We start from the raw sequence: 18,986 nt of genomic DNA on the forward strand, positions 1-18,986 counted from the left end.
GAGTGCACGCTCCGTTATCGGGATCCCGTCGACGAATTCGATGAATTCGACGAGGACGGCGAAGAGGACGAAGTGCTCGAATAGTCCGAGTTCAGCGGTTTCGTCCGGTCTTCCTCGTAGCGCCGCACTGCGCTCGCGGCGAGCGGTGCGTCCGCGCCCGCGTAGGGCACGGGCGCCACGAGGTCAGCCGGCCGCGCGAGCATCGCGGCCAGGTTCGAGTAGGTCGCGCAGCCGAACGCCACGCCGGGCCGCGCCTGGCCCGCATCGCGCATGCCGGAGCGCTGAGTGAGCATCGCGCACGCCGGAGGCGTCGCGCGGCCGCCGTCGCCGGGCACAAAGCCAATCACTGACGGATCGGGCATGCCGATCGGCGGCTGCGCCGACATGCAGGACGCGAGGCCGGCGCAGGCCACGCCGGCGAGAATCGTGGCAATGCGCGAGAGCCGGGCCTTCATCGTGGTTCCCATATCAATCTCAGTAAACGAAGCCCGCAGCGCCAACAAGGCGCGGCGAATTGCCCGAAAGCGGGTCGATCGAGAGCGACTGGCGCACGGCAAACTCGATGTCGCTGCTGGGCGTGATGACATCGTCCAGCGCGCCGTGCAGTTGCCCCGGCCCCGCCGGTCCGACGATATACGGCGTCACGATGACGACGAGCTCCGACTTGTCGTTCTGATATTTCTTCGACGAGAACAGCTTGCCGAGAACGGGCAGACTGCCCAGACCGGGAAGCTGGGAGAGCACATCGCTGGTCGAGCTCTGCAAGAGTCCGCCGATGGCGAAGCTCTGCCCGCTCGATAGCTCGACGGTGGTCTCCATGCGGCGAACCGTGAGCGCCGGCACCGCGATCGAATTCAAGGTGACGCTGTTGCTCGGGTCGATCTGGCTGACTTCAGGCCGCACGTTCAGGCTGATGCGGTTGTCGGCGAGGACGGTTGGCGTGAAATTCAGCGCGACGCCGTAGGGCTTGTACTCGACCGTGATCGTGCTCGTCGTGCCGCTTTGCGGCACGGGGATCGGCAGCTCGCCTCCGGCGAGGAAGCTCGCCGTCTGACCCGACATCGCCGTGAGGTTCGGCTCGGCCAGCATGGTCAGCAAGCCTTCCTGATCGAGCGCGTCGAGCACGCCTTCGATCGTCGTCCTGCCGGCCTTGAAACCGCCGACCACGGAATACGCGCCACCAGACTGAAGGTTGAAGAGATTCGTGGTCGCGTCGAAAATGGCGCGCCCGTTGAACAGCCCACCGAAGAAGTTGCCGCCCGCGGCAATGGCATTCCAGTTGATGCCGAGCTGTTGCGTGATGTTGCGATCCACCTCGGTAATGCGCACGCGCAGCAGCACCTGGATCGGGTGCGCGATCGAGAGGCGGTTCACGAGTTGCTCGTTGGCGTGAAGATACGGCTGCAGCGTCTGGACAATGGCATCAGCGTCCGCTGCGCTCGGTACTGCGCCGGTCACCATCAATGAGCCGGGCGCGCCCGACACCGTGACCGCGAGTTTGGGAAAGCGCGCATCGATAAGGCGCTGAATCGAAGCCGTATCCGTGGACACGCTGATGGTCTTGCGCAGGATTTCCCGATTGTTCGGGCCGAGTGCGAAGAGTGTCGTCGTGCCGGACTTCTTGCCGAGCACGAAAACCGAGCGCGGCGTCGGCACATGGACGTCGGCGACGCTCGGGTCGGCAACGAAGACGGCAACAGCGGGCTGCGGCAACTCGATTAACGCGCCGCTGCCTGCGGCAACCGACAGCACATCGGCGGGCTGTGCGGGCTCCTTTGCCCATGCGGCCCCGGCTCCCGGGACCGCGAGCATGGCGATGGCAAGCAGCGCGGAGCAAATGGCGGCGGCGGCAGGACGGCCACCCGCGCAACGCCGCGCGCAGCGTGAAAACAGCTTGCCGTATGTGAGGCTGAACATGTGTCGTCCTATGATCCTGCGGCAGGGGCGGGAGCCGCTTGCGCCTGGGCGGGTGTGCCGGGTGTACCGGGCGTACCGGGCGCAGCGGCCGCAGCGGCCGCAGCGGGCGGCATGCCGCCAGGTAGCGGCGGCACCCCCGGCGTGCCCGTGGAAGTGCTGCCGGGCAAGTCGCCGTCTGCCTGCTCGACCTTCGAGCCGCGGTAGATGACGACATGCGGCGCTTGTGCCGGCGCTCTCGCCTGGCGTGGCGCTGTGGCCGGCGCGCTCATGCCGCGTAAGGCGCGCGAGACGTCTCCGGCCCATACGGGCGGCGTGTGCGCCATGGCGATGTCTTCGGCATCCGATGCGTGCCTGTCGCGCGTAGCGAAACTGCGCAGCGCAAGCGAAAGCGTGCCGAGGTGCGCCGCCACGGTGATCGACTGGGCGCTCGCCGGTGTGACCTCGATGGTCACGGTGCGGGCGTTGGTGCTCGGCGCGCTGTCGTCATCCTTCGGACGACGAAACGCCGTGCCGGCCGCGAGTACTCGCACCCGCTCGGCAACCGTTTCCGATTCGACCGCGCGCGCGGGATCGACATGGGCACCTGCTTCGGTGCGCATCTGCTGTGTGAGCAGGATGTCGACATAATCGCCGGGTTGAATCAGCCCCGCATTGCCGGACACGTCATCGACGGCAACCGAGATCGCGCGCATGCCGGGCTTGAGTGCAGCGGCAAGAAAGCCTGGGGCGCCGGGCAAAATCACGTCGGCAACGCCAAGCGGCGTTCCCGCGCGAACCGCGTGCCGCAGCAGATCGCCCTTGAGGTCTTTGGGGTTGGCGGATTCGGCGGCCCCTTCCACGAGTGCGCCAGGCGGAACCTGATCGCGCGGCACCGTTTTCCATACGAGGTCCGCGTCGCGCAGCAGCAATCCGTCCGGCAAATCGTCAGCTGCGGCGCGCACGTGCACCATCGACGCATGAGCCCCAGCCTTCGGGCTCGATGCGGCAATGAACAGCGCGCGGATGATGAATGCGCCAATCGCGGCGATGACAACGAGCGCGGCTAGCTTGATGAAATTTTGCATATGGACGGCGTTGCATTCGGGCAAGCGGTGTACGACGCGGCGGACAGGACTTTGGTGAACTAAACAAGTCGTTGCAACATGGCAAATATCGCGCGATGGCCGGACGTGGGCTGAAGCAAGACCGCGACGATGCCGCCCAACGCGAGCGCGACGCCATAGGGGACGCCGCGTGCCGGTGCGATCCAGTCAAGCCGCAGGCTCACGCCCGCGAGGGCGGCAATGCGCTGCATGCCGGCTACCGCGAGCACGACAAGGGCCACCAACAATCCGCATGTCGAAACGACTACCAGCACTGGCCAGGATTGCGGTCCTGCCCAGAGGAAAACCGCGGCGGCGAGCTTCACATCGCCGCCGCCGAGCCAGCCCCATCGAAACATCACAGCTGCCACGGCAAGCGCTGCCACCCCCGCGGCCACATGGATGTCGCATGATGCTCGGCCGAACCCGGTCACCGCGGCGTTGACGAAATACAGGGCGGCAACCGCCGCCACGGCGGCATTCGGCAGACGCCGCATGCGCAGATCGCAGCCTGCGAGCACAACGAGGGTCACGCAGGCACCCGCTTTCACGACATCCACGGATAGCATCGCTTGCCTTTGTGCCGACGACGGTGCTCTGCGGCGCTCACACGCGCTCGTGTTGCGCCGGACCCGTCAGGTTATTTATTGATTGCCGTAGTTGCCTGGTTGAGCAGCGCCGTGAAGACGGCCTGGAAGCCACCCGCGCCCGACAAATACGTGCCGAGTGCGACCAGGACCGCAACGATGATGCCGCCAAGCACGGCATATTCCAGCGAACTCACGCCGCGCTCGTCGCGCGACAGGGAACGAATAAAACGCAGCATGGGAAACTCCTTGTTAAGTGACGCCTGCGTGACAATGCTTGCGATGCCGAAAGGCCGCGAAGGATGAGCAACTTCTCCCCCGAGACCCTTTAACGGCAATTGGCCCGCAAGCTTGAGCCCATTGCACGTAACCAGGAACCGGTGTGTGAACGCCATTCCTTTAGGCGAATCGTATTGCTGGTCGAAGCAATGCGATTCGTTGAATAGAGGCGAAAAGCAGCGCCAGTTTTTGCCTTATAAACGGCTTTCAAATCAGATGATTACAAAAGGTTTTCGGCGCAGACGGCCGCGTGAAAGCGGCGGTGAAGTGGCGGTGAAGCGGCGGTGATCGGGGCGAAAAAAGGGTGGGATATTCGACGGGTTGGTCGTGGCTCGTGGCCAGACGATCGGGCGAAACCACGATCGCCATGCAAAGCACTACTTAGGGTTCGAGGTCAGGATTCGACAGGCGCAGAAGGGCACGTGCTCCCCGTTTACGCCAGGACGCGCATAGGCATGCGGTGGTGCTTAGGTGCCACGGGGTCCGTTGTTCACGAACAGTCCCTGCTTTTCAATGAACGCGATCACCTGATCGAGGCCTTCGCGCGCCTTCAGGTTGCACATCACGAAGGGACGCTCGCCGCGCATTTTCTTCGCGTCCGAAGCCATCACGTCGAGATTCGCGCCCACGAGTGGCGCGAGATCGGTCTTGTTGATCACGAGCAGGTCTGACTTCGTGATGCCGGGGCCGCCTTTGCGCGGAATCTTCTCGCCGCCCGCCACATCGATCACGTAGATCGTGAGGTCCGAGAGTTCGGGGCTGAAGGTGGCCGCGAGATTGTCGCCGCCCGATTCGATAAAGACGATATCCGCATCGGGAAAGCGCGTGAGCATCTGGTCGACGGCTTCGAGGTTGATCGACGCGTCTTCGCGGATCGCCGTGTGCGGGCAGCCGCCCGTCTCCACGCCCATGATGCGCTCGGCGGGTAGGGCGCCCGCCACCGTCAGCAGGCGCTGGTCTTCCTTCGTATAAATGTCGTTGGTGATGGCGACGAGGTCGTAGCGCTCGCGCATGACCTTGCAGAGCATTTCGAGCAGCGTGGTCTTCCCGGAGCCGACCGGGCCGCCTACGCCGACGCGCAGCGGCGGCAGTTTCTTCGTGCGTCTGGAGTGCGAATTCATGGTTCGTTTCGTGTGAGGTTGTCCGCGGATCTGCCCGACCGAATCTGCCTGACCGAATCTGCCCGACCGGATCTATGCAGCCAGGCGGCTAGGAGCGGAAGATCCGCGAGTATTGCGATTCGTGCCGTGCGCTCAGAATGCCGAGCTGCGGCGCGAAGGTGTTGAGCGAGTCGGGCGGCGTGGCGAGCGCGCGGGCGACCGCGCTTTCGATGGCCGGGCGCAGCGCGACGACGATACGCTGCCCTGCGACCTGGCCGAGCGGCACCGCCTTGAGCGCGGCGGCGACCTGGTTCTCGACCCAACTGAATGCGTAAGCAGCGAGCGTGGCGTCAGCCGGCGCGTCGTGCGCGAAGGCAGCGAAAGCAAAGGCCGTGGGTTGCGCGATGGGCGTCATGCGTTCGAGCGTTTCGCGGCGCGCGGCGTCGCCCCATTCGAGCTGTGCGCAAAGCTGGCGCAGCGACCAGCCCATTTGCGAGGTCTCGCGGCGCAGTTCCGCTGATTCGCGACTCGCGACGAATTCCGCGTTCGCTTCGATCAATGCGGGGGCGTCGTGCGTGCGCCAGCGTTCGAGTTGATGCGCGATGAACGCCAGCTCGCCTGGCGCGAGCACGTTTGCGAGGCCGCCCGCGATCCAGTGCGCGGCGTCGTCGGCGTTGGCGATCAGTTTGGCGTCGATGGCCGCTTCGAGCCCCTGCGAATAGCTGAACGCGCCAATCGGCAGCGCCGGCGACGCGAGATGCAGCAGGGCGGTGAGTTCAGCGATGTTCATGGCTGTGGTCGTGCGCGTGGCCGTCGCAGTGACCGTGGTCGTGGCCATGATCGTGGCCATGGTCATGGCCGCAAGCCGCGCCGTGGGCGTGATCGTCGTGACTGTGATCGTGCGCCTCCCCGTGACCATGCGAGTGATCGTGCGCATGGCCGTGATGCTCGTCGAACACGCGCTGCGCGAGCGCGTAGTCTTCCGCGAAGGTCTCGTCGTGGCCGTGGCGATGGCCGCCACCGCTGTGACCACTATAAGCGCCTGCTTCCGGTTGAAACGGCAGCTCCGCGCGCTCGACCTGCGCGCCGAGGCGCTTGAGCATGTCTTCGAGCACCGGGTCGGCTTCGAGCTTGAGTTCGTCGGCACCCACTTCCACGGGCGTATGGCGGTTGCCGAGGTGATACGCGGCGCGCGTGAGCGTGAGGCGCTCCGGCGCGCGCACGAGCAGCACGCTTTGCGGGGCGGCGATCACGCGCACGAGGCCGCCGTCGTTGTTGAGCGGCGCATCGGCGACCAGCACGTCGCCGTCGCGCAGCACCGTGCCGCGCGGCAGCACCACGCCCACTTCCTCGCCGGAATCGAGCGTGGCTGCGAAGCGGCTCTTGCAGCGCGCGTCATACGTAAGGGTGAGCGTGGCCGCGCGCTTGATCAGCACGGGCGCGACCTTCGCGTTGAGTCGTTTGTCTATCGTGCGCATGTCAGTACTCGCTCGCCGCGCGGGGAGCGTTTCATTTCAAAAGAGGAAATAGCGCTGCGCCATCGGCAGCACCGTGGCGGGCTCGCAGGTCAGCAACTGGCCGTCGGCGATCACCTGGTAGGTCTCGGGATCGACGCTGATCGACGGTTGCCACGCGTTGTGGATCATGTCGGCTTTCGTGACGCTACGGCAGTTGCGCACCGCCACCACGCGTTTTTGCAGGCCATAGCGCTCGGGCATGCCGCGATCGAGCGCAAGCTGCGAGACGAACGTGAGCGAGGTTTGCGTGAGCGCGCGTCCGCGCGTGCCGAACATCTCGCGGTAATGCACGGGCTGCGGCGTGGGAATCGAGCCGTTCGGGTCGCCCATCTGCGCCATCGCGATCATGCCGCCCTTGAGGATCATTGCTGGCTTGACGCCGAAGAACGCCGGGTCCCAGAACACGAGGTCGGCCCACTTGCCGGGCTCGATCGAGCCGAGCTCGTGCGCGATGCCATGCGTGAGCGCCGGGTTGATCGTGTACTTCGCGACATAGCGCTTCACGCGGAAGTTGTCGTTGCGCGCGCTGTTGGCACCCCCGTCCTCGGGCAGCGCGCCGCGCTGCACCTTCATCTTGTGCGCGGTCTGCCACGTGCGGATGATGACTTCGCCCACCCGGCCCATTGCCTGGGAATCCGAAGAGAGCATCGAGAGGGCGCCGAGGTCGTGCAGGATATCTTCGGCGGCGATGGTCTCGCGGCGGATGCGCGACTCGGCGAACGCGATGTCCTCGGCAATCGACGGGTCGAGGTGATGGCAGACCATCAGCATGTCGAGGTGCTCGTCGAGCGTGTTGACCGTGTACGGGCGCGTGGGATTGGTCGACGAGGGCAGCACGTTCGCCTCGCCGCACACTTTGATGATGTCGGGGGCGTGGCCGCCGCCCGCGCCCTCGGTGTGGTACGTGTGAATCGTGCGGCCCTTGAAGGCGTTCACCGTCGCCTCGACGAAGCCGCCTTCGTTGAGCGTGTCGGTGTGAATGGCCACCTGCGTGTCGGTGGCATCGGCCACGCTCAGGCAGTTGTCGATGGCCGCGGGCGTCGAGCCCCAGTCCTCGTGCAGCTTCAGGCCGATCGCGCCCGCGGCGATCTGCTCTTCGGCGGGCTTGGGCAGGCTCACGTTGCCCTTGCCGAGAAAGCCGAGGTTGATCGGCCAGCCGTCGGCGGCCTGCAACATGCGCTCCAGGTGCCACGGGCCCGGCGTGCAGGTCGTGGCATTGGTGCCCGTGGCGGGGCCGGTGCCGCCGCCGATCATCGTCGTCACGCCCGAGGCGAGCGCCTCGTCGATCTGCTGCGGGCTGATGAAGTGGATGTGCGTGTCGATGCCGCCCGCGGTCACGATCTGGCCTTCGCCGGCAATCACTTCGGTTGCAGCGCCGATGGGGATCGTCACGCCCGGCTGCACGTCGGGGTTGCCGGCCTTGCCGATGCGCCAGACGCGGCCGTCCTTGATGCCGATGTCGGCCTTCACGATGCCCCAGTGGTCGACGATCACGGCATTCGTGACGACGGTGTCCGCGACTTCGGCGTGAAGGCGCTGCGACTGGCCCATGCCGTCGCGGATCACCTTGCCGCCGCCGAACTTCACTTCGTCGCCGTAGACCGTGTAGTCGCGTTCGATTTCGATCACGAGTTCGGTGTCGGCAAGACGCACGCGGTCGCCGGTCGTGGGGCCGAACATCTCCGCGTAGGCGCGGCGGCCGATCTTCAATGTCATATCGGAATCCTGATGAATTCGGGGGCGGGCGCGGCGCCGCTCAGAGCGGGCCCATCACCTTGCCGTTGAAGCCGTAGACGGCACGCTCGCCCGCGAACGCGACCAGCTCGACGGTGCGCTCCTGGCCGGGCTCGAAGCGCACGGCGGTGCCCGCCGCAATGTTCAGGCGAAAGCCGCGCGCGGCCTCGCGCTCGAACGAAAGCGCCTCGTTGACTTCGTAGAAATGATAGTGCGAGCCGACCTGCACGGGGCGGTCGCCCGTGTTCGCGACCGTCACGGTCACGGTTTCGCGGCCTGCGTTGAGCTCGATTTCGCCATCGTCGATCAGCATTTCGCCGGGGATCATGGGCGGCACCTTAAGGAATCCAGGGAATCTCGGGAATCTAGGGAATCGGATGGTGGACGGTCACGAGCTTGGTGCCGTCGGGGAAGGTGGCCTCGACCTGGATGTCGGGGATCATCTCGGGCACGCCTTCCATCACATCGTCGCGCGTGAGCAGCGTGGTGCCGTAGTGCATGACCTCGGCGACGGTCTTGCCGTCGCGCGCGGCTTCCATTAGCGCGGCGCTGATGAAGGCGACCGCTTCCGGATAGTTGAGCTTGAGGCCGCGCGCGCGTCGCCGTTCGGCGAGCAGCGCGGCGGTAAAGATCAGGAGCTTGTCTTTCTCGCGTGGCGTGAGCTTCATCGTTTTTAGTGGGTTGGGGGGCTATCCGTGGGCGTCCAGCCGTGGGCGCGCGAGCCGGGCCCGATCGTGCGTTGATTCAGCTTACGGGAGCGAGGTTACGGACAGCTTGCAAACCCAGGCGCCGGGCGCGCCTGATGATGGAAATGGGCTGCAAGGTATGTGCCAGGTATGTCCCAACCAGGCGGCAATATGAAAGCGCCGTTTGTGTGTGGCGCGGTAGACGACGATGCGCAGCGATGAAGCACGCGCGCGCCGATCTGGTGCACGGGAGTTCGGTTCGAGCGGCTTCAGGTCGTCCAGAGACGCAGCGGCGCGGCCTTCACGCCGTGCACGATGGGCCGCAACTGCGTCCAGCATTGCGTGAGCGTCCGTTGCAGCGGCTCCATCGAGCGCGCGATGACGCGCACCAGCAGCACGCCCGGCGCAACGCAGGTCGCGCCCGCGCGCAGGGCGTCGTCGAAGGGAAGCGTGAGCGCGAGGTCTTGCGCGAGCGCCTCGTCGCAGGCCGGGCCAACGGCCCACAGCATGCCGAATGCCGGATAGCCCGCGAGGCCTTGCGGCGCGTCGCGCAGCGGATCGGCGGCATCCATCAGGGCGCGCTCGAACCAGAGAAGCGGTTCATCCGCGCCGGGTGCGGCGGCGCGCACGACCCTTGTTAGCGAGCGCACCATGCCGGCCGACCAGCGTTCGCCGGCCGCCTGGCGGCCGAGTTGCACGGCGTCCCAGCCGATGGCCGTCGCGCTTTCGGCGAGCGTGAGCGAGAAGTCGAGTTCGGCGTGCGCGTGATCGAAGACAAGATTGTTCTGCGGCAGCCAGTCGAGCCGCGCGCCCGCGCCCACGCGCAGCCTGATGCGCTGGCGCGCCACGCGGCCGTTGGACTTGTACCACTTGGTGGCGCCCGGCGTGGTGAGCACCGCATGGGCGCCGTCACCGACACTCACGTCGATATCGAGCCGGTCGCCGCCCGCGATGCCTGCGGGCGGATGCACGATCACCGCGTGACAGATCGCATCGCCTTCGGGATAGAGCGGTCGTTGCACGCGCAACGGCCCGACGTGCAGCCGATGCTTGAGCGTCGTGCGCTGGCCGTGGCGCTCGAAGCCGAGTTCGAGCTTCGCGGCCCACTCCTGGTGAACCGGGTTGCGCAAGGGGATGCTGGCAAGCGCGGCGTGATCTTCGTGAAGCGACATGCTGGAAATGGGGGCGGGTGGGCAGCCTGCTGCCGCGCACGGCGATCAGTACGTGGGGACCTTCGGGTCGACCTGGCGCGACCAGGCGTCGATGCCGCCTTGGAGGTTGAACACCTTCGTGAAGCCGCGCGATTCGAGGAACATCGCGACCTGGGCACTGCGCGCGCCGTGGTGGCAGACGCAGACGATCTGCGCTTCGTCGTCCAGTTCTTCGCTGCGCGCCGGAATCTGGGCCATCGGAATCGAGACGCTGCCGGCGATATTGGCGGTCTGGATTTCCCACGGCTCGCGCACGTCGAGGAGCACGGGGGCCTCGCGCGAGGTGTCGGCGAGCCATTCGGCGAGGGCGGGGGCGGTCAGATTCTGCATGTGAGACTCGGTCGTTGAAATAAAACGAGCCACCAGAGCGGCTCGCCAGAAACAATAAGTTTAGAACTTGAAGCGCGAGGGCTGCACCGCGTTTTCGAGCGCCTCGACATACGTTTCGAACACGCTTGCGATGCGGTATTGCTTCTCGTCCATGCGCGTGATGATCTGCGCTTCCATGACGGGTGCGCCGCCGACGAAAGCGGCCAGACGCCCGCCCACCTTCAGTTGTTCGAGCAGTTCCTGCGGCACCACCGGCAGGCCGCCCGAGACGCAGATCACGTCGTAGGGCGCATTCGCGGCCCAGCCGCGCGAGCCGTCGCCCTGCACGACTTCGGCGTTCAGCACGCCGTTCTTGACGAAGTTGGCGCGCGCGAAGTCGGCGAGTTCCGTGTCGATCTCCACGGTGAGCACCTTCTGCGCGCGATGCGCCAGCAGCGCCGCCATGTAGCCCGAACCCGCGCCGATCTCCAGCACGCTCTCGTGCTTTTTCACCGCGAGTTCCTGCAGCACGCGCGCTTCGACGCGCGGCGCCAGCATGTGCCGGTCGTTGGGGAGCGGCAGTTCGAGGTCGGCGAACGCGAGATCGACATAGGCCGCAGGGACGAAGTGCTCTCGCTTGACGATAGAAAGCAGGTTCAGAACGTCCTGGTCGAGTACTTCCCAGGGGCGGATCTGCTGTTCGATCATGTTGAAACGCGCTTGTTCGATGTTCATGGTGACTCGGCGTTATGGTTCGGATTCTGTGCGAACGGCCCGGCCCCGGACATGCAGTGAACGTGGCGCTGAAAACGGTGCCAGGCAATCGCGAGATTGTACCAAAGGGCTTTCGCGGCGCGCCTTGCCGACGGCGATGGAAAGACACAGGCGGATCAGTATTTGTCCTGGCTACCGGCGCCTTGAAGTTTGGCGCGATCCGAACCAAGAATGTAATCGATTACATTTTCTGACGGACGACGTGCGATGCCCGCTCAGCCGCACCCTGAATCCGCAAGCCGGGCTGAGGTCGATGAAGCCGATAAAGCCGACAAAGGCGATGAAGCCGGTAAGGACAAACCGGGCGGCGCACGCGGCGTGGCCACGGCGCACGGCGGCTCGATTGCGGCGGTGGCCCGGCGCGCGGGCGTGTCGGTTGCGACCGTCTCGCGCGTGCTCAACGGCCATGCCAACGTGCGGCCGGCCACCCGCGCGCGCGTGCTGGCCGAGGTCGAGTCGAGCGGCTATCGCGTGAACGAGCTCGCGCGCAATCTGCGCACGGCGGAAAGCCGCCTGCTGCTGACGATGGTGCCGGACTTCGGCAATCCGTTTTATGCCGAGATCGTGCGCGGCATCGACAGCGTCGCGCGTCGGGCCGGCTATTTCATGCTGCTATGCGACACGGGCGCGGATGCCGGCCGCGAGCGCAGCTATTTCGACCTGCTGCGCCGCCACCGCGCGGATGGCGCGATCTGTCTCGACCCGGCCACGGTCCAGCAGGCCAACCGGATGATGGCCGACGAATCGCAGGCGCTGCCGTGGGTCGCCTGCTGCGAGTTCGATCCGGCCGTGGGCGTGCCGTATGTCGGCATCGACAATTTCCGGGCCGCGCGCGACGCGGTGCGGCATCTGATCGCGAGCGGGCGCCGCCGCATCGCGCTCATCAATTCCGACGACCACTATCTCTACGCGCAGCAGCGCCGCGACGGCTATCTGGCGGCGCTCGCCGAAGCCGGCATCGAAATGCGCGACGCGTGGCGCGTGAACGTGAATTGCCTCGACTACGAGGCGGGCGCCCAGGCCGCCGCCGCGCTGATGCGCCTGAGCCGCGAGGCGGCGCCCGACGCCATCTTCGCGGTCTCGGACACGCTCGCGGTGGGCGTGCTCAACGGCTTGCGCGGCGCGCGCTCGCGCGTGCCCGAGGACGTCGCCGTGGTGGGCTTCGACGACATCGCGCTCGCGGCGCAGGTGGATCCGCCGCTCACGACCGTCGCGCAGCCGATGCGCGAACTGGGTGAGACCGCGGCGCGCCTGTTGCTGCGGCGGCTCGCCGATCCGCAGGCGCAGGTGCCAGGCGTGCTGTTGCCGCATCGGCTGGTCATCCGGCAAAGCGCGTGAGCGCCGGGCGACCGAGGCCAGAACGGAGCCAGGATAAAACACGAGGAGGAGCGGTCGGCCATGAGCGTCGCGGTGCGATTCAACGACATCCGCAAGGACTTCGGCCCCGTGCGCGTGCTGCACGGCGTCACCTTCGAGCTTGCGCCCGGGCGCATTCACGGGCTGCTCGGCGAGAACGGCGCGGGCAAGTCCACGCTCATGAAGATTCTCGCGGGCTATGAGCGCGCGAGCGCCGGCGAGATGCTCGTGGATGGGCGTGCGTGCAGCTTCGGCGGTTCGCGCGAGGCGGAGGCCGCGGGCATCGTGCTGATCCATCAGGAATTCAATCTTGCCGAGCATCTGACGATCGCCCAGAACATCTTTCTCGGTCATGAGAAAAAGCGCGGCCTGTTTGTGGACGACACCGCAATGCGCCGCGAAGCGCGCGCACTGCTCGCGCAGGTCGGGCTTGCGCGCGGGCCCGATACGCCGGTGCGCGAGTTGATCGTCGCGGAAAAGCAGTTGGTGGAGATTGCGAAGGCGTTGTCGCGGCACGCGCGGTTGTTGATCATGGACGAGCCCACCGCGACGCTCACGCCCGCCGAAACCGCGCGCCTTTTTGCGCTGATGACGAGGCTGCGCGCGGACGGCACGACGATCGTCTACATCTCGCACAAGCTCGACGAAGTCGAGCACATCACCGACGACGTCATCGTGATGCGCGACGGCCGCTTCGTCGCGGCGAGCGCGACGGCGGGGCTCGCGCGTCAGCAGATGGCGAACCTGATGGTGGGACGCGAGCTCTCCGACATGTTCCCGGAGAAGACGCCCGCGCCCGCCGACGCGCCCGTCGCGCTGCGCGTGAGCGGCCTCGCGGTTCCGGGCTGGGTCGAGGACCTGAGCTTCGAGGTGCGCGCGGGCGAGATTCTCGGTTTCGCGGGGCTCGTGGGCGCGGGGCGCAGCGAGGCGTTCGAGGCGATCGTGGGCCTGCGCGAGAAGCGCGCGGGGACGATCTCGGTCGACGGGCGCGAGGTGGTGTTCCGGCATGCCCGCGACGCCGTGCGCCACGGCATCACGTATCTGAGCGAGGACCGCAAGGGCCGCGGCCTGCATCTGGACCTGAGCCTGCAAGACAACCTCACGCTGATGACGCTCGAGCGCTACGGCCGCCCGCTCATCGATCTCAAGGCGGGCCGGCGCGCGCTGGAAGCGGCCGTGCGCGAATTCGGCATCCGCACGGGCGACCTCTCCAGCCGCGCGCGCATGCTCTCCGGCGGCAATCAGCAAAAGCTCGCGCTCGCCAAATTCCTGCAGCCCGACCCGCGCGTGATCGTGCTCGACGAGCCCACGCGCGGCGTGGATATCGGCGCCAAACGCGACATCTATTTCCTGATCCAGCGGCTCGCGGCCTCGGGGCGCGCGGTGATCGTGATTTCGTCCGAGCTCATCGAATTGATCGGACTCGCGCATCGTGTCGTCGTGATGCGCGCGGGCCGGCTCGCCGCCACGCTCACAGAGACGCAACTGAACGAAGAGGAGCTTATCGCTCATGCAACCGGCACCCACTGAGGCCGCGCACCCGCACGGGCGCGCCCGGCGCCTCGCCGCGCTCGCACACCGGCTCGCGGGCGTGGGCCCGCTCATCGGCCTGATCGCGCTGTGCGTGCTCGGCACGCTGCTCAACCGCGACTTCGCCACCGTCGACAATCTGCTCAACGTGCTCACGCGCACATCGTTCATCGGCATCATTTCGGTGGGCATGACTTTCGTGATCATCTCGGGCGGCATCGATCTTTCGGTCGGCTCGATGGCCGCGCTCATTGCCGGCGTGGTGATCTGGACGATGAACACGCTCGCGGCGGGCGTGGGTGGCCACGCATTGCCGCCGCTTGCCATCGTCGCGATCGGCATGGCGATTGCGCTCGCGCTCGGCGCGCTGTTCGGGCTCGCGCACGGCTTGCTGATCACGCGCGGACGCATCGAGCCGTTCATCGTCACGCTCGGCACGCTGGGCATCTTCCGCTCGGTGCTCACGTGGCTCGCCGACGGCGGCGCGCTCACGCTGCAGAACAATCTCGCCGATCTCTACGGGCCGGTCTATTACGCGAGCCTCTTCGGCGTGCCGGTGCCCGTGTGGGTGTTCGCGCTCACCGCGCTGGGCGGCGCGCTCATGCTCAATCGCACGGCGTTCGGGCGCCATGTGCAGGCGATCGGTTCGAACGAGCAGGTGGCGCGTTACGCGGCCATCCGCGTCGATCGCGTGAAGTGCGCGACTTACGTGCTGGTGGGCATGTGCGTGGGCGTGGCAACCGTGCTCTACGTGCCGCGCCTCGGCTCCGCCACGCCGACGACCGGCTTGCTGTGGGAGCTGGAGGCCATCGCGGCCGTGGTGGTGGGCGGCACCGCGCTCAAGGGCGGCGAAGGCCGCGTGGCCGGCACCGTGGTGGGGGCGGTGCTGCTCTCGGTCATCGCGAATATTCTCAATCTCACGAGCATCATCAGCGTGTATCTCAATGCGGCGGTGCAGGGTGTGGCGATCATCGCCGTGGCGTTCTTGCAGCGCGGCAGGCGGTGAAGCAAATTGATCCGGATTTCGAAATTATTGCCGGGGCATCGGCAAGTTGGCGTTTGAATGGCGGAAGGAGGCAGCACTTTCACACCGACGCTCGCGTGAGCGCACATGAGGAGACGGCAACATGAATAAAGCGATTCGTGCAATTCGCAGGGCACGCAGCTTGTGCGGGGCGGGCGCGCTGGCGCTCGGCATGGCGGCGGCATTGGGCGCCCCGAGCGCGCAGGCGCAGGAGAAAGTCACGCTGGGCGTGGCGATTCCCACCGCCGACCACGGCTTCACGGGCGGCATCGTCTGGTGGGCGAACGAAGCGAAGAAGGAACTGGAAAAGGCGCATCCGGACCTGAAGATCATCGTCAAGACCGCCGCCAATGCGCCCGATCAGGCCAACCAGTTGCAGGACCTCGTGACCGTCAACAAGATCAACGCGCTCGTGATCTTCCCGTTCGAATCGGCGTCGCTCACGCAGCCGGTGGCGCAGGTGAAGAAAAAGGGTGTCTACGTGACGGTGGTGGACCGCGGCCTCACCGATACGAGTGCGCAGGACGCCTATGTGGCCGGCGACAACACCGCGTTCGGCAAGATTCCCGCCGAATATCTCGCGAAGCAGTTGAACGGCAAGGGCGACATCGTCGCGCTGCGCGGCATTCCCACGACGCTCGACAACGAGCGCTGGACGGCCTTCACGTCGGTGCTCAAGAACGATCCCGGCATCAAGATCCTCGACGCGAAGTACGCGAACTGGAACCGCGACGACGCGTTTCGCACGATGCAGGACTTTCTCACGCGCTTCAAGCATATCGACGCGGTCTGGGCCGCCGACGACGACATGGCCGTGGGCGTGCTCAAGGCCATCGACCAGGCCAGGCGCAGCGACATCAAGATCGTGTTCGGCGGCGCGGGATCGAAGGACATGGTCAAGCGCGTGATGGACGGCGACGCGCACATCAAGGCCGACGTGTCGTATTCGCCCAAGTTCATCTACGACGCGATCAAGCTCACGGCCGAGGCACGCTTGCAGGGCAAGTCGCTGCCGCCCACGACGATCATTCCTTCGGTGCTCATCACGAAGGAGAACGCGAAGCAGTTCTACTTCCCCGACTCGCCGTTCTGAGCGCGGGCCGACGAGACGACGGACCGACGGGACAACGAGACGACGAAAAGGGGACGTGGCGATGAAAACCATCAAGGGCCCGGCGATTTTCCTCGCCCAGTTCCTGGGCGACGAGGCGCCGTTCGAGAGCTTCGCGCACATGGCGCAGTGGGCCGCGCAACTGGGCTACAAGGGCATTCAGGTGCCCTGCGACGCGCGCCTGATCGATCTCGAACAGGCCGCGTCGAGCGTCGCGTACTGCGACGAGCTGCGCCAGATTGCCGACGATGCGGGCGTCGTGATCACCGAGCTCTCGACGCATCTGCAAGGGCAACTCGTGGCCGTGCATCCGGCCTACGACGTGCTGTTCGATGGCTTCGCGGCGCCGCACGTGCGCGGCGATCGCGAGGCGCGCGCGGCGTGGGCGATCGGGCAAATGCTGCTCGCGGCGAAGGCGTCGAAGCATCTGGGGCTGACTGCGCACGTGACGTTTTCGGGCGCGCTCGCGTGGCCGTATCTGTATCCGTGGCCGCAGCGGCCGGCAGGGCTCGTTGAGACGGCGTTCGAGACGCTCGCGCAACGCTGGCGGCCGATCCTCGACGCGTTCGACACCGCGGGCGTCGACGTGTGCTACGAGCTGCATCCGGGCGAGGACCTGCACGATGGCGTGACGTTCGAGCGATTTCTTGCGGCAGTGGACGAGCATCCGCGCGCGAACATCCTCTACGACCCAAGCCATTTCGTGTTGCAGCAGCTCGACTACCTCGCTTTCATCGACCTCTATCACGCGCGCATCAAGGCTTTTCACGTGAAAGACGCCGAGTTCCGGCCCAGCGGCCGACAGGGCGTGTACGGCGGCTACAGCAGTTGGGTCGAGCGCGCGGGGCGCTTTCGCTCGCTCGGCGACGGGCAGATCGACTTCGGCGCGATCTTCTCGAAGCTCACGCAGTACGACTATCCCGGCTGGGCCGTGCTCGAATGGGAGTGCGCGCTCAAGCATCCTCAGGACGGCGCGCGCGAGGGCGCCGAGTTTATCCGGCGGCACATCATCCGCGTGGCCGAGCATGCGTTCGACGACTTCGCGGGTAGTGGCGTCGATGCCGCAGGGCTGAAGGGCGTGCTCGGGCTCTGAAGCGCGGACAGAAAGGAGCAAAGCGATGGCGGCTACGGCACCACGAAGACTCCGGCTCGGCATGGTCGGTGGCGGAGAGGGCGCTTTCATCGGCGCCGTGCACCGCATTGCGGCGCGGCTCGACGACTGCTTCGAGCTGGTCGCGGGCGCCCTGTCGTCCGATGCGGCGCGCGCGCAGGCCAGCGCCGGGGCACTCGGCGTCGCGCGCAGCTATGCCGACTGGCGCGAGATGGCGCGTGTGGAAGGCGCGCGCGATGACGGCATCGACGCCGTGGCGATCGTCACGCCCAACCATCTGCATGCCCCGGTCGCGCATGCATTCATGGATGCGGGCATCCACGTGATTTGCGACAAGCCGCTCGCGGTGTCGCTGGCCGAGGGCGAGGCGCTCGCTCGGCACGCGCGCGAGGCGAATCTCGTGTTCGCGCTCACGCACACTTATTCGGGCTATCCGCTCGTGCGGCACGCGCGGGAGCTTGTCGCGGCGGGCGAGCTTGGCGAGGTGCGCGTCGTGCAGGTCGAATACGCGCAGGACTGGCTCGCCACGCCGCTCGAACGCGACGGCGCGAACCGGCAGGCGAGCTGGCGCACCGATCCGGCGCAGGCGGGACCGGCGGGTTGTCTCGGCGATATCGGCACGCATGCCTATCAGCTAGCGGCGTTCGTGAGCGGGCTGACGCCCGAATCCGTTGCCGCCGAAGTGCATACGTTCGTGCCCGGGCGACGCGTGGACGATCACGTCCAGGCCATGCTGCGCTATGCGAGCGGCGCGCGCGGCATGCTGTGGGCGAGCCAGGTGGCGAGCGGTGCGGAGAATGCGCTGCGGCTGCGCGTCTACGGCACGAAAGCGGGACTGGCGTTCGACCAGGAGGAGCCCAACGTGCTGTGGTTCACCCCGCAGGGCGGCGAGGCGCGGCGCCTCACGCGCGGCCGCGTGACGGGGGAGGCCGCGCGGCACGCCACCCGCGTGCCGGCGGGGCATCCCGAGGGCTATCTGGAGGCGTTCGCGCAGCTTTATCGCGACGCGGCGGCTCAGATTCGTGCGCGCGGGGAGGGCGTCGCGCCGCCGCAGGAGAGCCTGTTGCTGACCACGGTTGACGATGGCGTGGCCGGGCTGCGCTTCATCGAAGCCGTGCTGGCGAGCAGCGCGGCGAACGGCGCCTGGCGAAGCATCGGTTGAGGTGCTCGAACGTCGGCGTGAGCGGGCGGCAAGGCCTCCCCCACAGCACCCCCCAAGTCCCCCCATAGCCATTCGGATGAATTGAGCGGATCGCGTCAGACAGCGAAACTCGAAGCGTGTTTAACCTGCTTCAAAGGAACAGCATGTCTGACGTAATACAACTGAATTACAATGCAGCTTCGAACATCACGCGAAGGAGTTGGGGGATGAGCGCAAGCGCATTGGTACAGGTCCGCATCGATCCGGCGCTCAAGGAGCGCGCGTCGGCGGTGCTCGAAAATATGGGGCTCACCGTTTCGGACGCGGTGCGCATCCTGCTCACACGCGTCGCGAACGAAGGGGCGCTGCCGTTTGACTTCGCGGTCGATCCGGCCACGCACGATGCGTGGTTCCGCGCGAAGGTGCGCGAGGCGCTCGAAGACCCGCGGCCGGGCATCGAGGCGGATGAGGTGGAGGCGCATTTTGCAAAGCGGCGCGCGGCCACCATCCGCTAGCC

Annotated in this window: 22 protein-coding genes; 8 read left to right on the forward strand and 14 right to left on the reverse strand. The window is 66.6% G+C overall.

Going from position 1 to position 18,986, the window contains the following annotated elements:
- Positions 1 to 14 precede the first annotated feature (14 nt).
- From L5014_RS18205 to L5014_RS18225, 5 genes are all read right to left on the reverse strand, one after another.
- A complete protein-coding gene (locus tag L5014_RS18205) occupies positions 15 to 467 on the reverse strand; it encodes a CpaD family pilus assembly lipoprotein (RefSeq protein WP_420800092.1) in 453 nt (150 codons plus the stop codon).
- Between the two features lie 7 nt (positions 468 to 474).
- Positions 475 to 1,812: a type II and III secretion system protein family protein gene (locus tag L5014_RS18210; RefSeq protein WP_238465216.1), complete on the reverse strand. Its 1,338-nt coding sequence runs from the start codon at positions 1,810 to 1,812 to the stop codon at positions 475 to 477.
- Positions 1,813 to 1,925: 113 nt separating this feature from the next.
- On the reverse strand, positions 1,926 to 2,981 hold the full coding sequence (cpaB, locus tag L5014_RS18215) for a Flp pilus assembly protein CpaB (RefSeq protein ID WP_238465134.1): 1,056 nt from the start codon (positions 2,979 to 2,981) through the stop codon (positions 1,926 to 1,928).
- A gap of 59 nt (positions 2,982 to 3,040) precedes the next feature.
- Positions 3,041 to 3,568 (reverse strand): prepilin peptidase, encoded by a 528-nt coding sequence (locus L5014_RS18220; RefSeq protein WP_238465135.1) that lies wholly within the window; start codon positions 3,566 to 3,568, stop codon positions 3,041 to 3,043.
- A gap of 71 nt (positions 3,569 to 3,639) precedes the next feature.
- Positions 3,640 to 3,825, reverse strand: a complete 186-nt coding sequence (locus L5014_RS18225; protein WP_238465136.1) for a Flp family type IVb pilin — start codon at positions 3,823 to 3,825, stop codon at positions 3,640 to 3,642.
- Positions 3,826 to 3,970: 145 nt separating this feature from the next.
- Between L5014_RS18225 and L5014_RS18230 the strand changes: the two genes are divergently transcribed.
- Positions 3,971 to 4,153 (forward strand): hypothetical protein, encoded by a 183-nt coding sequence (locus L5014_RS18230; protein ID WP_238465137.1) that lies wholly within the window; start codon positions 3,971 to 3,973, stop codon positions 4,151 to 4,153.
- 179 nt (positions 4,154 to 4,332) lie between these two features.
- On the opposite strand, the gene ureG is transcribed toward L5014_RS18230, so the two are convergent.
- The 9 genes from ureG to L5014_RS18275 form a co-directional block, all read right to left on the reverse strand.
- On the reverse strand, positions 4,333 to 4,986 hold the full coding sequence (gene ureG / locus L5014_RS18235; RefSeq protein ID WP_238465138.1) for an urease accessory protein UreG: 654 nt from the start codon (positions 4,984 to 4,986) through the stop codon (positions 4,333 to 4,335).
- An 88-nt stretch (positions 4,987 to 5,074) separates the two neighbouring features.
- On the reverse strand, positions 5,075 to 5,755 hold the full coding sequence (locus L5014_RS18240; RefSeq protein WP_238465217.1) for an urease accessory protein UreF: 681 nt from the start codon (positions 5,753 to 5,755) through the stop codon (positions 5,075 to 5,077).
- Positions 5,742 to 6,443: an urease accessory protein UreE gene (ureE, locus tag L5014_RS18245; protein WP_238465139.1), complete on the reverse strand. Its 702-nt coding sequence runs from the start codon at positions 6,441 to 6,443 to the stop codon at positions 5,742 to 5,744. The genes L5014_RS18240 and ureE overlap by 14 nt, the downstream gene beginning before the upstream one ends.
- Before the next feature lie 36 nt (positions 6,444 to 6,479).
- Positions 6,480 to 8,198 carry an urease subunit alpha gene (gene ureC / locus L5014_RS18250; RefSeq protein WP_238465140.1) on the reverse strand — a complete coding sequence of 573 codons (1,719 nt, stop codon included), beginning with the start codon at positions 8,196 to 8,198 and terminating at the stop codon, positions 6,480 to 6,482.
- A gap of 40 nt (positions 8,199 to 8,238) precedes the next feature.
- Positions 8,239 to 8,544 carry an urease subunit beta gene (locus L5014_RS18255; RefSeq protein ID WP_213297028.1) on the reverse strand — a complete coding sequence of 102 codons (306 nt, stop codon included), beginning with the start codon at positions 8,542 to 8,544 and terminating at the stop codon, positions 8,239 to 8,241.
- A 37-nt stretch (positions 8,545 to 8,581) separates the two neighbouring features.
- Complete coding sequence (ureA, locus tag L5014_RS18260) at positions 8,582 to 8,884, reverse strand: urease subunit gamma (RefSeq protein ID WP_017773123.1); 303 nt, start codon at positions 8,882 to 8,884, stop codon at positions 8,582 to 8,584.
- A 287-nt stretch (positions 8,885 to 9,171) separates the two neighbouring features.
- On the reverse strand, positions 9,172 to 10,074 hold the full coding sequence (locus L5014_RS18265) for an urease accessory protein UreD (protein ID WP_238465141.1): 903 nt from the start codon (positions 10,072 to 10,074) through the stop codon (positions 9,172 to 9,174).
- 45 nt (positions 10,075 to 10,119) lie between these two features.
- Positions 10,120 to 10,443 (reverse strand): rhodanese-like domain-containing protein, encoded by a 324-nt coding sequence (locus L5014_RS18270; protein WP_134749952.1) that lies wholly within the window; start codon positions 10,441 to 10,443, stop codon positions 10,120 to 10,122.
- 60 nt (positions 10,444 to 10,503) lie between these two features.
- Positions 10,504 to 11,157 carry a protein-L-isoaspartate O-methyltransferase family protein gene (locus L5014_RS18275; protein ID WP_238465142.1) on the reverse strand — a complete coding sequence of 218 codons (654 nt, stop codon included), beginning with the start codon at positions 11,155 to 11,157 and terminating at the stop codon, positions 10,504 to 10,506.
- A 246-nt stretch (positions 11,158 to 11,403) separates the two neighbouring features.
- On the opposite strand from L5014_RS18275, the gene L5014_RS18280 reads away from it, so the two are divergent.
- The 7 genes from L5014_RS18280 to L5014_RS18310 all read left to right on the forward strand — a co-directional run bounded on the left by L5014_RS18280 (position 11,404) and on the right by L5014_RS18310 (position 18,984).
- Positions 11,404 to 12,534: a LacI family DNA-binding transcriptional regulator gene (locus L5014_RS18280; RefSeq protein ID WP_238465143.1), complete on the forward strand. Its 1,131-nt coding sequence runs from the start codon at positions 11,404 to 11,406 to the stop codon at positions 12,532 to 12,534.
- A 60-nt stretch (positions 12,535 to 12,594) separates the two neighbouring features.
- Entirely contained in the window at positions 12,595 to 14,082 is a 1,488-nt protein-coding gene (locus L5014_RS18285) for a sugar ABC transporter ATP-binding protein (protein ID WP_238465144.1), read from the forward strand.
- Positions 14,063 to 15,088, forward strand: coding sequence for an ABC transporter permease (locus tag L5014_RS18290; RefSeq protein WP_238465145.1), 1,026 nt, complete (start codon positions 14,063 to 14,065; stop codon positions 15,086 to 15,088). The genes L5014_RS18285 and L5014_RS18290 overlap by 20 nt, the downstream gene beginning before the upstream one ends.
- A 121-nt stretch (positions 15,089 to 15,209) precedes the next feature.
- Positions 15,210 to 16,199 (forward strand): substrate-binding domain-containing protein, encoded by a 990-nt coding sequence (locus L5014_RS18295; protein WP_238465146.1) that lies wholly within the window; start codon positions 15,210 to 15,212, stop codon positions 16,197 to 16,199.
- A gap of 61 nt (positions 16,200 to 16,260) precedes the next feature.
- On the forward strand, positions 16,261 to 17,310 hold the full coding sequence (locus tag L5014_RS18300; RefSeq protein ID WP_238465147.1) for a sugar phosphate isomerase/epimerase family protein: 1,050 nt from the start codon (positions 16,261 to 16,263) through the stop codon (positions 17,308 to 17,310).
- A gap of 25 nt (positions 17,311 to 17,335) precedes the next feature.
- Positions 17,336 to 18,490, forward strand: coding sequence for a Gfo/Idh/MocA family protein (locus tag L5014_RS18305; protein WP_238465148.1), 1,155 nt, complete (start codon positions 17,336 to 17,338; stop codon positions 18,488 to 18,490).
- Between the two features lie 206 nt (positions 18,491 to 18,696).
- A complete protein-coding gene (locus L5014_RS18310; protein WP_238465149.1) occupies positions 18,697 to 18,984 on the forward strand; it encodes a type II toxin-antitoxin system RelB/DinJ family antitoxin in 288 nt (95 codons plus the stop codon).
- Positions 18,985 to 18,986: the final 2 nt, after the last annotated feature.

The organism is Paraburkholderia tagetis, assembly GCF_022213065.1.
GTDB classification, from domain to species: Bacteria; Pseudomonadota; Gammaproteobacteria; order Burkholderiales; family Burkholderiaceae; genus Paraburkholderia; species Paraburkholderia tagetis.